We start from the raw sequence: 14,249 nt of genomic DNA, 5'->3' as shown, positions 1-14,249 counted from the left end.
GGTGCTTAATTTGTGTAAATGATACCAATCACCTTAGTTTGGTCGTTATCAAGCAAAGGGGAATATGCTTCTTAGATACAGTAAATTTATAATTAGAATAACTTGTTATCTCAATTTACGTCTTGATATAAACCATTCTAATCATGAATCAATCACTTATTCTATTTAATCGGTTTTATTACTCAGTAGTTGTGCTAGCTGTACTTTTAACTCTGCCACTTCTAGCTCTAATTGTTGAACACGGTCAATCAGTGGTGGTTTATTATTTGACGATTCTGAGTGGATGGAGCAGCTTGATATCTGTGTTGTGCTGCTGACGCTATGTTGACTGTATTCGATGCCGGGTTGACTGATTAACTCTGTGAAGCGGCATTCACGCTTACCGGGCTCTCGTGGTAACTGTTGTGCAAGTGGGGTTTGCATATTACTGAGGCCCTTTAAGGCTTGATCGACTTCGGCGACATCGGCAAAGGTGTGAAGACGATTACTACGAGTTCGCAGCTCACCAGGGGTTTGTGGACCACGCAGGAGTAATAAACAGATAATGGCGACTTGGGCAGATGTTAATTGCAGATCGCTAAATTCGGTATTGCAAAAGCGGTGTTTATATTTTACGACCCGTGAGCCGAAGCCGCTTTGCTCGGCAATAAGGCGTTTTTTACTCAGAGAATCTAAGGTGATTTGGGTATCGTTTTCACTCAAAGCCATCACGGGATCTCGGCTCGATTTTTGGTTACACGCTAGCGTTAAGCTGTTGAGTGACAATGGATATTGTTCTGGAGTGGTGATTTCTTTTTCTAAAAGGCAACCAATGACACGTGCTTCATAAGGGGTCAGATTCATAGGTGTAGGATATTCCGCATAAAAAAAGCATAGCTTTGTTATATCAGAGCTATGCTTTTATGCAAAGGCAATCGTCGTAAAGGACGGCTTACTGCTGGTTATCTATTCAACTAAACGAATACCGTCGGTGTCGATAGTGATTTTTTGCTGCTTATATAAGCCACCAATGCTCTTTTTAAATGCTTTTTTACTCATGCCCAGTGCGGCATATATTTGTTCAGCATCGGTTTTATCTGTAAGTGGTAAAAAGCCGCCTGCTTGTTTTAGTTTGATAATAATAGTGTTGGCATGTTTGTCGAGTTCTTCTTTGACACCTCGTTGTAATACCAAATCAATTTTATCGTCACTTCTTACACGCTTAATAAAGCCTTTGAGACGTTGACCAAAACGTAGCTCTCTAAATACTTCATTTTTATAGATAACGCCCCAATGAGCATGGTTAATGATGGCTTTGTAGCCCAAATCGGTCGTCCCACCAATGATTAAGCTGACCTCTTGGCCATTGCTGTAAGGAGGGGGCGTTTTGTCTAAAAATTTATCTACTTTCGATGAGGCAACAATGCGTTCATCGGCGCTATTAAGATAGACATAGACTAAGTAAGAGCGACCGACTTCAATCTCTTTATGTTGTTCACCGAAGGGTAAAAACAGATCTTTATCCAGTCCCCAGTCCAGAAATGCACCAAATGGACCGGTAGCCACGCATTTTAAGTAGGCAAATTGGCCCACTTCGACTTTAGGGATCTTGGTTGTCGCAATCACCATGTCTTCAGAATCAAGATAGAGGAACACATCGATTTTATCACCGATGTTAAACTGTTTTGGTGCCACTTTTTTAGGCAGTAGCACTTGGCCTAATTCGTGCGCATTAAGATACACACCGAAATCGACTTGTTTGACGATCTCGAGATTACAGGATTTTCCTATCTCAATCATGGGATTCTCTATGGTATTGGCTAACAAACTCGACTGCGGATTATAGTGGAATTTTACTTAAGATGCTGCATTGCACTTAAGTTAAAATGGTTTATTTTTTTATGGGGTTAATCGCTGCATCTTGAGCACTACTGCACCAAAAGTCGGTTACGATAAAGTGTAATCCCCCTTGTGATAAATTATTGTGATAATGTTACTTGCATTGAGTGAGTTTCGAGGGTTTAATTGCGCGCCTTTTTTACTTTAAAGCAGAGTCAATCTAGGCAGTTTAATGACGGGGACTCGGAGTCATTTCTTCGATAGCTGACACTCAAAAATGGTGTTGATGTTGCGGCTTATTTACCTGATATGGTGCGATATTGAGTAACATTAATGTGTTGGTAAGCAAGCAGCTTACTGAATATAAATGTCAATAGACAGGTTGAGAAAATATGAGTAATTGGTCTATTCAAGATGCTTACGCTGGTTATAACGTAAATTACTGGAGCTCTGGGCTCTACGGCATAAGCGAGGCCGGTGAGGTGACCGTATCGCCCGATCCGAATCATCCTGAGCACAGTATTGGGTTAAATGAGTTAGCCAAGGATATGGTTAAGTCTGGTGTGGCTTTGCCGGTATTAGTCCGTTTCCCACAAATCCTTCATCACAGAGTGAATAGCTTGTGTCATGCGTTTAACCAAGCGATCCAACGTTATGAATACCAATCAGATTATTTGTTGGTTTATCCGATTAAGGTTAACCAGCAACAAACTGTGGTTGAAGAGATCTTAGCCAGCCAAGTGTCAAAAGAGGTGCCGCAATTAGGGCTAGAAGCCGGCAGTAAGCCTGAATTAATGGCCGTTCTCGCCATGGCACAAAAGGCCAGTTCGGTGATTATCTGTAATGGCTACAAAGATGTCGAATATATTCGTCTGGCCTTGATCGGTGAAAAACTGGGACATAGCGTCTATATCGTGCTCGAAAAACTCTCTGAGCTGAAAGTGGTACTCGAAGAAGCCAAAAAGTTGGGCGTCACGCCCCGTTTGGGGTTACGGGTACGCTTGGCGTTCCAAGGTAAAGGCAAGTGGCAAGCCAGTGGTGGAGAAAAATCCAAGTTTGGTTTATCTGCGGCGCAAGTACTAACCGTTATTGACTCGTTGAAAGCCAATAATATGTTGGATTGTTTACAGTTATTGCACTTCCACTTGGGTTCGCAAATCGCCAATATTCGCGATATTCGCAGTGGTGTAAGTGAAGCAGGGCGCTTTTACTGTGAGCTGCAAAAGCTGGGCGCGAATGTCAAATGTTTCGATGTCGGTGGCGGCTTAGCGGTTGATTATGATGGCACTCGTAGCCAAAGCAGTAATTCGATGAACTACGGCCTAACCGAATATGCCAACAATATTGTCAGTGTGCTAAAAGATATGTGCACCGAGTATGGCCAACCTATGCCAAGATTGATCTCTGAGTCTGGCCGCTATTTAACAGCGCACCATGCCGTGTTGATCACCGATGTCATCGGCACAGAAGCCTATAAGTGTGAACAGATTGAGCAGCCTAATGACGACGCTCCACAGCAACTGAAAAATATGTGGCAATCATGGACAGAGGTCAGCGCCCGCGCCGATCAACGTGCCCTGATTGAAATTTATCATGATGTGCAAAGTGATTTAACTGAAGTGCATTCCTTGTTTGCGCTTGGTCAAGTGAGCCTTGCCGACCGTGCGTGGGCCGAGCAGATGAACCTGCGTGTTTGCTATGAACTCAAAGGGGTGATGAGCAGTAAATATCGTTTCCACCGCCCAGTAATCGATGAATTAAATGAAAAATTAGCCGATAAATTCTTCGTTAATTTTTCACTGTTTCAGTCGTTGCCCGATGCTTGGGGTATCGATCAGGTTTTCCCTGTAATGCCATTGAGTGGTTTAGATAAAGAACCAGAGCGCCGGGCGGTGATGCTAGATATCACCTGTGACTCAGATGGGATTGTCGATCAATATGTTGACGGTCAAGGTATTGAAACTACCCTACCGGTCCCTGCATGGAGCGCCGAAAGCCCCTATCTGATAGGTTTCTTCCTTGTGGGTGCATATCAAGAGATCTTGGGGGATATGCACAACCTATTCGGCGATACTAATTCTGCGGTTGTGCGCCTAGAAGACAATGGTGTAGTCAACATCGAATCTGTGCTTGCTGGCGATACTGTTGCTGACGTATTGCGTTATGTGAACCTTGATGCTGTCTCGTTTATGCGAACGTATGAAGAGCTGGTCAATCAACACATTGAAGAGGGTGAACGGGCCAATATTTTAGAAGAGCTGCAGCTAGGTCTAAAAGGCTACACCTATTTGGAAGATTTTTCTTAAGCGCTCATAATAATAGTGTGCAGCATAAAGCCAGAGATAAGCCTACGCTAAAGCTGGCTTTATGCCGTTTGATGAATTTTAGGTAGTTAAGACTATGTTGTTTGAAGGCGCAGAGAAGCGGTTAGAGATGGTGATTGACGATGCCAGTGCATCGCTGCGCGGGTTTACTGGTGAATTTTGGTCATCAGCCTTGGCGAAAGCCGGAGCCGAGATATTGTCGACCCAGACTAATGCCGACTGTGACGCTTATGTATTGAGTGAGTCGAGCTTATTTGTTTGGCATAACAAACTGCTATTGATCACTTGCGGTAATACCAGTTTAGTCGATACGACTCTGCATATCGTAAAAAGCATTGGTATTGACCATATTGTCTGGTTTAGCTATCAACGCAAGAGCGAACTGTTTCCTCATCTGCAGGCAACTCGCTTTGAAGAGGATATTGCTCGATTAAAGCAGTCTATTGCTGGGCAGGCTTATCGTATCGGTGATCTGGACAGCCATCATCATTATCTTTTTTGTTGCGCACCATCTGCCCACAGTCAGTACAGCTGCGCGTTACAGCTTTACCATATAAAGGGTGACGTGGCCGATTATCTGTGTGGTCCGCAGCAGTCTAAAGACACCATTTTATCCTTATTACAGCTGGGCGTTATCTGGCCTGAATTTACCTTTGATGACTATTTATTTGACCCTATGGGATATTCGGTTAACGGCATTCATGGGCGCGAATACATTACCCTGCACATTACGCCACAACAACCCAGCTCTTATGTCAGCATAGAGACCAATATGAGGGCGGGGCACCGGCTAATGGATGGGTTAAACTCATTAATTACTGTTTTTAAACCAAGTAGTTGGGATGTGGTGGGGATTAATGCTTCGTTAAGTCATTACGAGTTTATGGCTTCGCAATTATTGGCGCAAACCCACTTAGTATTAAACGATACCAATACCCTTTATATTAGCCATTACAAACCACGCGTTAGCGAACCACTAACGGTAGTGAGCTTGTGATCATTAGTTAACAACATATGGAGCAACCATGACCACGATTGCAGATAAGCCTGACTATTCGCTTTATTCCAATGCATTTGGTTATTTAAGACAACCTTTGGATTTTAAACCACTGCAAAGCGATGCCGATGTGGTGATATTAGGTTTACCGTTCGATATGGCAACCACTGGTCGTTCTGGTGGCCGTATGGGACCTGGTGCTATTCGTCAAGCTTCGGTTAATCTGGCTTGGGAAGAGCAACGCTGGCCTTGGGATTTTAAATTAAGCGAATGCCTTAAAATGGTCGATGCCGGTGATCTAGTATACGATTGCGGTGATGCAGCAGATTTTACCCAACGCGTAGAAGATTTTGCCACGGCAATTATCAGTTCAGGTAAGGCGATGCTGAGCTTTGGTGGAGATCACTTTGTGACTTTACCCTTGTTAAGGGCACACTATAAAAAACACGGAAAAATGGCCTTGCTACATTTTGATGCCCATACAGATACCTATTCTCAGGGGAGCAAGTACGATCATGGCACTATGTTTTTCCATGCGCCCAATGAAGGCATTATCGATGCAGCTCATTCTATCCAAATTGGGATCCGCACCGAGTTCGATACCAGTAACCATCTATTTCAGGTGATTGATGCCGCGACTGCCAACGATTTAAGTGCCGATGATATAGTGGCGCAAATTAAGGCGCGAGTGGGGGATATGCCTCTTTACGTCACCTTTGACATTGACTGTCTCGATCCAGCCTATGCTCCAGGTACCGGCACCCCAGTGTGCGGCGGTTTAACCAGTGATAAAGCGATGAAAATCATTCGTGGCCTGCGCGGTATGAATGTTGTGGGCATGGACGTTGTAGAAGTGGCCCCGGCTTATGACTCGGCTGAAATCACCGCCTTAGCTGGCGCAACCTTAGGGCTAGAGATGTTGCATGTTTGGGCAAGTGCGCATAAAAAGTAACCGTTATAATGCAGTTGACGACAAGGGTTTGATTACATACCGCAAGGAAAGGTTGAAAGATGTCTAAGATCAGTGATATCAGGCGAGAATATACTTTAGGCGGCTTACATCGCGATGAGCTGCCTGAGCACCCTATGGCACTATTCGAGACCTGGCTAGAGCAAATTCGTGATGCCGAGGTGTTGACCGATCCCACCGCCATGTCTGTTGCTACGGTAGATGAAACGGGGCAACCTTTTCAGCGTATCGTATTGCTTAAACGGTTTGATAATGACGGATTTGTCTTTTTTACCAATCTTGCGAGTCGTAAGGCGGAGCAGATTGCCCACAACGCCAAAGTGAGCCTGTTGTTTCCTTGGCATGCATTAGAACGGCAGGTGGCGGTTACGGGGGTTGCCGAGCCGCTGTCGACTGCAGAAGTGTTAAAATACTTTATGACTCGCCCTAAAGAGAGCCAGATAGCCGCTTGGGTCTCGAAGCAGTCGAGTAAAATTTCGGCAAGACAAGCACTTGAAAGCAAATTTGCAGAAATGAAAGCCAAATTTAGTCGAGGTGAAGTACCTTTGCCAAAGTTTTGGGGCGGTTATCTAGTGCGTCCATCGAGTATCGAGTTTTGGCAAGGTGGAGAGCATCGTTTACACGATCGCTTTTTATACACTAGGGCGGACAAAGGCTGGGAGATTGACCGTTTAGCGCCTTAAGCTTCTTAGTCTTTTTGAGCTAGTCTTTTGAGCTAAGCGAGTAACCTAGTCATCTTAGCTATGCTTGTGACTTGCTCGTATGAAACATAAAAAAATCGCCCATCAAGAGGCGATTTTTTTATGGATAGCATTTATGGGCCGCTGTTAGTTTGTGATTAGCACTACCACTTTTTCTTTGGTTGGAACAATACATCAATATCGTCATCATCATTTTTAGGCTGAGGTGCGTTAGGCGTTGCCTGCTTCTGTGCTCCCATGATCTCATCGAGTAATATTTTAGCTTCATCGACTTTTTTGGTAATAAATGGATCGTTAGGCGTCATGGCTTTAATGGTATGCAAGGTCGCCAGCGCCTTGGTCACCATCTGTTTAGATGAGCCATATTGCTTCATAAAACTGGCACTGCGGGCGCGCGATAACATAGAGTCGACATTAATTCTTAATTGTAAGCTGTCGATACGAGCCTCTTCTTGAGCAAAAATGGTAGGATCAATTTTGCCTTTGTTATGCTCGGCTCTCAAAATGGCCTTAAGCTTTTTAAGCACTTGAACTAAGGTGAGGATCTGTTTATCGGTATCGGGTAAGCGAAAACTCTCCACCGACGGATTCTGTTTTGTACCGTTATTGAGGGTTTCGATTTGAGCATTAATGTCTTGTAAGCGGCGATGGTAATCCGTTGCCTGATTGCCACCTAGGCTTACCGACAGTGACAACGCCTCTTGAACGCGTTTATAGAGAATAAGCACGATATTGGTCGAGCAGGGAAACATACCGGTGCAAGACAATACGGTTTCAGTTTCATCTATTATGGCTCTCTGTCTGGCTAATTCTGTTCTTCTTTCTGCCTCGGCACGTTCTTTCTGCTGTTGGATAACATTGATACCGATAACCAGTAGAAGTAATGCACCGATGAGGATCAGAACCAAAGTAAATATCATAGGTCTACCATAATTTATGCAATTCCGTTAATGCTACTATAAATCAACACTCTAGCATAGCTATCTTAGTCTAGCTTTGCGCTAAAGTCGTGTGATCTGCCACAACTCTATGCTATATTCTATTTGCTTTAATTTTTTTCGTATACTATAACTAATTCTTATACTTAGCTTCCTATTTAGGCGGTGTTAAGCCTTGGAGCACAGACCTTGCTAAAGGATAGACGATGAAGCTGCAGCAACTTAGATATATCGCCGAAGTGGTTAATCATAACCTAAATGTTTCTGCCACAGCTGAAAATTTATATACATCGCAGCCGGGGATCAGTAAACAAGTCAGGATGCTCGAGGATGAACTGGGCATTCAAATCTTTGGCCGCAGTGGTAAACACCTTACCCATGTCACACCCGCAGGTTTGCAGGTGATCAGTATTGCCAATGATATTCTCGGCAAAGTCGAGAGTATCAAAAAAGTGGCTGAGGAATACACTAAGCCAGATCAGGGCGAGCTGAATATTGCCACCACAGACACGCAGGCACGTTATGCCTTGCCTAATATTATTCGTGGTTTTATCGACCGTTATCCTAAAGTCAATTTGCATATGCATCAGGGTACTCCCTCGCAGATAAGTGAATTGGCCGCCCGCGGTGATGCCGATTTTGCTATCGCAACCGAAGGGATGCATCTGTATTCAGACTTAATTATGTTGCCGTGTTACCACTGGAATCGCTCGATTGTGGTGCTTAAGGATCATCCTTTAGCAACACGGTCAAAGATCAGTATTGAGGATTTAGGCCGCTTTCCATTAGTCACTTATGTGTTTGGGTTCGATAGAGAGTCAGAAATCGAGAAAGCCTTTAATCAGGCGGGCATCGATCCCAGAGTCGTGTTTACTGCCACCAGTGCTGATGTATTGAAAACCTATGTTCGCTTAGGCTTAGGGGTGGGGGTGATCGCTTCAATGGCTATCGATCCTGTAATAGATAAAGATTTGGTGGCGATTGATGCCAGCCATCTTTTTGCCCACAGCACCACTAAAATTGGTTTTAGAAAAGGTAACTTCTTACGGACATATATGTATGAGTTCATCGAACATTTTGCGCCACACTTGACCAAAGAAATCGTGGAGAAAGCGGTGGCATTACGGGATCCACAGCTGATTGAAAATCTGTTTGCCGACATAGAGTTGCCTATACGTTAAGCCCTTGGATGTTACCTTAGGTGTTGCGACTAAATTTTAGGACAAATACCAAAAGTGATACTCGTCAGAGACAGTCGATAACAGCATTTGATAGTGACACAAACCGATAGTAATAAAAAACTCGCCAAGGCGAGTTTTTTATGGGGATTTTTTTAGTAAAAGCGGTGGGCTTTAGGTTTGCTGCCTGCGCGTCTATGCTTAAGCTCCATAATCGAGCGAGGCTGAGGTTATGGATAATAACCTCGAGAGCGTGCTCGGCTAAAGGTTAAGTTAACTGCTAACATCAGGGCACAGTGACAAGCTGAGCCGGAGGCGGCAGATGCAGTATTGTCAGCTTAACACTCTACAATGTTAACCGCTAAACCACCTTTGGCGGTTTCTTTGTATTTGCTGCGCATGTCTTTGCCGGTATCCATCATGGTTTTAATCACCTTGTCTAATGACACCTTATGATTACCATCACCGCGCATCGCTAGGCGAGAAGCATTAATTGCCTTAACAGCCCCCATAGCGTTACGTTCAATACAAGGCACTTGCACTAAGCCTCCAACCGGATCGCAGGTTAAGCCTAGGTTATGTTCCATACCAATTTCGGCGGCGTTTTCTACGTGTTCTACCGTGCCGCCCATGATCTCGGTTAGCGCTGCCGCGGCCATAGAGCAGGCTACACCGACCTCACCCTGACAACCCACTTCAGCGCCAGAAATTGAAGCGTTTTTCTTATATAAAATTCCGATAGCGGCTGCGGTTAATAAATATTGGCAGCAGATGTCGATATCGACCTCTTGAACAAAAGTATCGTAATAACATAATACCGCAGGAATAATGCCCGCCGCGCCGTTAGTGGGGGCAGTAACCACGCGATCGCCTGCTGCATTTTGCTCATTAACGGCTAATGCAAATAGGTCGACCCAGTCCAGTGCCGTTAACGGATCGACAGTATTTTTACCTTCGGCTTTAAGGCGACGATAAAGTGCTGGAGCACGACGGCGTAATTTGAGGCCACCAGGTAAAATGCCTTCTTTTTGATAGCCACGCTCCACGCAAGTTTTCATGGTTTGCCATATATGCCATAAGCGCTGCTTAATTTCTTGCTCTTCACCCACAGAGCGCTCATTTGCCATCATGAGTGCAGATATGCTCAAACCGTTGTCGACACACATGTTGAGTAGTTCAGCCGCACTATTAAAATCGTAAGGTGCAGACTCAATGGGCGCCGCAGGTGAAGCATTTTTAGCTAAAATTTCATCTTCATCGAGAATAAAGCCACCACCCACAGAGTAATAAGTACGTTGATAGATACACTCGCCTTTTTCATAGGCATAAAGCGTCATGGCATTAGCATGTGCAGGGAGGCTCTTGCGTCTGTGGTAGGTAATGCCATGCTCGCGGCTGAAGCGAACCACTTTTTGATTTGGCATGTTTAATGATTGAGTGTCATTAACGTGAGCTAAAATCCCATCGATGGCATCGGTGTCGACCGTTTCTGGTTCTTCACCCATTAAGCCTAAAATTACGGCTTTACCCGTACCGTGACCTTTACCAGTTTGTCCAAGAGAGCCAAAGAGTTCAGATCTCAGTTCATCAGTTGCTGCCAAATGACCATGCTTTTCTAAATCTTTGATAAAGATATTACCTGCTTTCATCGGGCCCACAGTGTGTGAGCTCGATGGTCCAATACCAATTTTAAACATGTCAAATACGCTAATCATTTATAAAACCCTGCTTGTGTTCATGGTGATCGTTATTCAATCTTATTATTTTAGGTCTATTCGTCAGTTTATGCTGACCATACCCGTGAAAATGTTGTGCTAAACGTGTCAGCAAATTAAGATTGATAAAGTAGCAGTATCCCATACTTCTGCACTATATTTCGCATTAGTTATTTTTGGGGTAGGCTGTTCGGATTAGGCATATTATGCATATGTGTATTGTAGCGTGAAGCAATTTTACACAATTGAATCCATTTCTTTTTAGATACATATATTTATAGATAATCGTTATTTTTTGATTTTTACATTACAGCATAGAGAGCCGTAGTGTTTAGCGTGTTTTAGGGAGATAAAGTGAGCTATTTAATGATGGACCTGCTGTCCACAAGCTTGTCTGAGCAGGAGAAAACCCAGTTACTGCATCCTATGGTCGGCGGTATTATTTTATTTAGCCGCAATTATCATGACCGGGCACAGTTATGTGAGCTAGTCGCATCTATCCGTGCGCAGCGGCCAGATCTGTTAATTGCCGTTGATCATGAAGGTGGGCGAGTACAGCGCTTTCTCGATGGTTTTAGCCGCATACCTGCCATGGGTGACATCTTGCCAAAAGCCAACGGCGATATTGAGCAGGCTAGCCTGTGGGCTTGCGAGTTGGGTTTTTTAATGGCAGTTGAGCTATTGAGCTGTGATATTGATTTGAGCTTTGCCCCCGTGCTTGACCTTAATCGAATAAGCCAAGTGATAGGCACTCGCGCCTTTAGTGGCCAACCTCAAGAAGTGATCCGCTTAGCCGATGCCTTTATTCAAGGAATGAGCAGTGCAGGTATGGCCGCGGTGGGTAAACACTTTCCCGGACACGGTAGCGTTGCTGCCGACTCCCACATTGCACAACCGGTGGACTCAAGATCCGAGCAAGAGATTAGGCAACTCGATATGCTGCCCTTTAAGCACCTCATTGCTCAGCAACAATTGCAGGGGATCATGCCTGCTCATGTGATTTACGATAGCGTCGATCCTAATCCCGCCGGCTTTTCTCATTACTGGTTACAAGAAGTGCTGCGTAGCGAATTGCAGTTTAATGGGGTGATTTTTTCTGATGATCTTGGGATGAAAGGTGCCGGTGTGGTGGGGGGATATCGACAGCGCGCTAAAGCTGCCCTCGATGCCGGCTGCGATATGATTTTGGTGTGTAACGATAACCGCGGTGTCACCGAGCTGCTCACCGACTTCAGTTGGCCAGTGTGCTCGCCTAAGGCTTCGGCTTCGCTATTACGTGCCGATCCGGTGCAAGTGGCTAAGGCATTACAAGATGAGGCTCGTTGGCATAAGGCAAAATTGTTAGCCGAGCAGATTGTAATGAGCTAACTTTGATATAGCGCAACGAGTAACAGCGGTAAGTTAGCTAAGGTTAATGTTCAATCTTTACCAGTAGGTGACAGGATGATCCTCTATTTTCATGGCTTCGATGCAACCAGTCCGGGTAATCACGAAAAAATGCGTCAATTACAGTTTATTGACAATGATGTACGCTTAGTCAGTTACAGTACTCTGCATCCAAAGCATGATATGCAGCATTTGCTTAATGAGGTGAGCCGCCAGTTGCAGGTGTGCGACGATCCGCACCCCATGGCCATTGGCGTAGGCTTAGGAGCGTATTGGGCTGAGCGTATCGGCTTTCTTAATGGGCTCAAAACCGTGCTGATTAATCCTAATCTTCATCCTGAAGTCACTATGGTGGGGAAAATTGATCGCCCAGAAGAGTACGCCGATATTGCCAATAAGTGTGTCAGTCAATTTCGAGAGAAACATCGTGGAAATGGTTTGTGTATTTTATCTCGCCATGATGACGTGAATGACAATCAAGCTGTGGCTAGTGCGTTAAGCCCTTATTATGAAATGGTATGGGATGAGGAGCAGCACCACAAATTTGCTTCGCTGGCGGCCCATCTCGCTCAGATTAAAGACTATAAGTTAGCCTAAACCTCTCTTGACTGAGCCACTTCGCGATAGCCTGATTGAGCTAAGTAAGATTGTTGCTCTGCACTATTGATCCAATCAGTTTATCTGCCTTGGCTGAGTCATTTGGTATCGCTTTGGTTTCTCGCAAGCCGGTTCCCCATGAGCTTGTTTAACGATTATTTATTTTCAGTATTTTTTCCTCAGTGTCTTTACCTTCAGCACTGTTATCTAGGGGGCATTGCGCGTGTTCGTATGGTTTTTGTTGTGTGAACGTTTTTTGGGCAACAAGATAACCCTTTAAGTGCAGGAGAATAAAAGTTTACGCTTTTTAGTGTGTTTCCTCTGCCGAGATATAGCTTTAACAATAGGTTTTGTGATACAAACTGATACATATTGTTTCGCTTGGGTCTAGTATGGACCGTATCCGTATCCGTTTGCGTATGTCGCCCGATGCAGCTAACCACTTTATTCGTTAGCTGTTTTTTTTGTCTGAATTTTGCCCATCTTACGACTTTAGGTTATCTTCAAAGGGGTGAGTCGAGTAAATGAGGCACAAATGAAACGGGTATTATTGACGATATCAGGTAAAGTTCAAGGTGTGTGTTTTAGGCGTTATAGCCTGCAAAAAGCCAATGAATTTGGCCTGACAGGTTATGTGAAAAACTTGGATAACGGCAACGTTGCCGTGTTATTACAAGGCGGCAGTAATGCGGTCGACCGATTCATCGCTTGGAGCCATGAGGGCGCACCTCAATCTCGTGTGCAAGATGTGTTAGTGGAAGAAGATGATGCAGATAATATCTACCTCGATTTTTCGATCCATTGAGGCCGATGTGCTGCTTGTTGTGCCCAGCAGCAAGAGGTCAAGCCTTGACCTTATCATCGATTCTTTGTGCAATTTGGTACACACCTACATTTAATGTACGCCTAGGGTATTGATTAAAGACGCGGTAACATCATTTGAAACAGCGTGTTAGTCAATGAGTTATAAGCCATAATAGGTGGAAAGATAGATAAGTATCGCTTCGTGATCTTCAGCTGTTAATTCATTCATTCCCTGCTCATCGACCATCCACTGCAAGGTCTCATCCCAGCTTGCTTTGCTTAATCCTTGTTGTGCAACGAGATGCAGTGAGTGACACGAAGAGCAAACTGCAGCGACGAGCTCCATGTTCTCTCCCGGGAGCAAAATACCATCCCCCGCAGATTTTACTGGCAATTGGGCTGCTGGAGTGAGCCAATTTGGCGGTACAGGGTTTTGAGTGGCAAGCCACGCAATGATGGCTGCGCGGGTACCTGGATCTTTTATACCCGGAAATGTCATCTTGGTGCCTGGGGCAAATTCACTGGGGGATGCCAAAAATGCATCGAGCCTTTGCGCATTCCATTTTCCCTCATATTGCTTTAAACCATCACTGTAATTAAAGCTGTTAATACTGGCTATTTCTCTCTCGGCTAACCCCCACAGTGGAGGTCCTACTAACGTGACCCCGTTGGGCGTCATTTGATGGCATGACTTACAAACCATGGCTTGTTGTCCACCGGCTAAAATGAGCGCCTCGTTTGCTGAAGCTGGTAAGCTAATCAATATAAATAGACAAAATGAGAGCGGGAAAACCCGCTCAAATAATTTCAGTTTGTTCATT

13 protein-coding genes are annotated in these 14,249 nt (G+C 44.6%); 8 read left to right on the top strand and 5 right to left on the bottom strand.

Annotated features, from left to right (window positions below; genetic code table 11):
- Positions 1-165 precede the first annotated feature (165 nt).
- Together DN599_RS05935 and DN599_RS05930 are read right to left on the bottom strand one after the other, a co-directional pair.
- Positions 166-843 (bottom strand): YceH family protein, encoded by a 678-nt coding sequence (locus DN599_RS05935; RefSeq protein WP_110456677.1) that lies wholly within the window; start codon positions 841-843, stop codon positions 166-168.
- Positions 844-945: 102 nt separating this feature from the next.
- Positions 946-1,779: a CvfB family protein gene (locus tag DN599_RS05930; protein WP_110456676.1), complete on the bottom strand. Its 834-nt coding sequence runs from the start codon at positions 1,777-1,779 to the stop codon at positions 946-948.
- A gap of 431 nt (positions 1,780-2,210) precedes the next feature.
- On the opposite strand from DN599_RS05930, the gene speA reads away from it, so the two are divergent.
- The 4 genes from speA to pdxH all read left to right on the top strand — a co-directional run bounded on the left by speA (position 2,211) and on the right by pdxH (position 6,792).
- Positions 2,211-4,124, top strand: a complete 1,914-nt coding sequence (gene speA / locus DN599_RS05925) for a biosynthetic arginine decarboxylase (RefSeq protein WP_110456675.1) — start codon at positions 2,211-2,213, stop codon at positions 4,122-4,124.
- A 94-nt stretch (positions 4,125-4,218) separates the two neighbouring features.
- Complete coding sequence (locus tag DN599_RS05920; protein ID WP_110456674.1) at positions 4,219-5,139, top strand: adenosylmethionine decarboxylase; 921 nt, start codon at positions 4,219-4,221, stop codon at positions 5,137-5,139.
- Between the two features lie 28 nt (positions 5,140-5,167).
- The gene (speB, locus tag DN599_RS05915) at positions 5,168-6,091 is read left to right on the top strand and encodes an agmatinase (protein WP_110456673.1); all 924 of its coding nucleotides are present in this window, start codon (positions 5,168-5,170) and stop codon (positions 6,089-6,091) included.
- 59 nt (positions 6,092-6,150) lie between these two features.
- Positions 6,151-6,792, top strand: a complete 642-nt coding sequence (gene pdxH / locus DN599_RS05910; protein ID WP_110456672.1) for a pyridoxamine 5'-phosphate oxidase — start codon at positions 6,151-6,153, stop codon at positions 6,790-6,792.
- A gap of 161 nt (positions 6,793-6,953) precedes the next feature.
- Here pdxH and DN599_RS05905 read toward each other — a convergent pair whose 3' ends face one another.
- Positions 6,954-7,730, bottom strand: coding sequence for a hypothetical protein (locus DN599_RS05905; RefSeq protein WP_110456671.1), 777 nt, complete (start codon positions 7,728-7,730; stop codon positions 6,954-6,956).
- Positions 7,731-7,954: 224 nt separating this feature from the next.
- Between DN599_RS05905 and cysB the strand changes: the two genes are divergently transcribed.
- Positions 7,955-8,929, top strand: a complete 975-nt coding sequence (cysB, locus tag DN599_RS05900; protein WP_110456670.1) for an HTH-type transcriptional regulator CysB — start codon at positions 7,955-7,957, stop codon at positions 8,927-8,929.
- Between the two features lie 335 nt (positions 8,930-9,264).
- Here the strand turns inward: cysB and DN599_RS05895 are convergent, their stop codons facing one another.
- Entirely contained in the window at positions 9,265-10,641 is a 1,377-nt protein-coding gene (locus DN599_RS05895; RefSeq protein WP_110456669.1) for an L-serine ammonia-lyase, read from the bottom strand.
- 354 nt (positions 10,642-10,995) lie between these two features.
- Here DN599_RS05895 and nagZ point away from each other — a divergent pair, with 354 nt between their 5' ends.
- The 3 genes from nagZ to DN599_RS05880 all read left to right on the top strand — a co-directional run bounded on the left by nagZ (position 10,996) and on the right by DN599_RS05880 (position 13,429).
- The gene (nagZ, locus tag DN599_RS05890; protein WP_110456668.1) at positions 10,996-12,009 is read left to right on the top strand and encodes a beta-N-acetylhexosaminidase; all 1,014 of its coding nucleotides are present in this window, start codon (positions 10,996-10,998) and stop codon (positions 12,007-12,009) included.
- A gap of 75 nt (positions 12,010-12,084) precedes the next feature.
- The gene (gene ycfP / locus DN599_RS05885) at positions 12,085-12,624 is read left to right on the top strand and encodes an alpha/beta hydrolase YcfP (RefSeq protein WP_110456667.1); all 540 of its coding nucleotides are present in this window, start codon (positions 12,085-12,087) and stop codon (positions 12,622-12,624) included.
- Positions 12,625-13,159: 535 nt separating this feature from the next.
- A complete protein-coding gene (locus DN599_RS05880; protein WP_110456666.1) occupies positions 13,160-13,429 on the top strand; it encodes an acylphosphatase in 270 nt (89 codons plus the stop codon).
- 159 nt (positions 13,430-13,588) lie between these two features.
- Here DN599_RS05880 and DN599_RS05875 read toward each other — a convergent pair whose 3' ends face one another.
- Positions 13,589-14,248, bottom strand: coding sequence for a c-type cytochrome (locus DN599_RS05875; RefSeq protein WP_110456665.1), 660 nt, complete (start codon positions 14,246-14,248; stop codon positions 13,589-13,591).
- Position 14,249 lies beyond the last annotated feature (1 nt).

Origin of the sequence: Shewanella algidipiscicola (assembly GCF_900380485.1) — a bacterium.
GTDB classification, from domain to species: Bacteria; Pseudomonadota; Gammaproteobacteria; order Enterobacterales; family Shewanellaceae; genus Shewanella; species Shewanella algidipiscicola.
The sequence above is the reverse complement of the archived record's forward strand: the minus strand, read 5'-3'. Positions and strand labels throughout refer to the sequence as shown.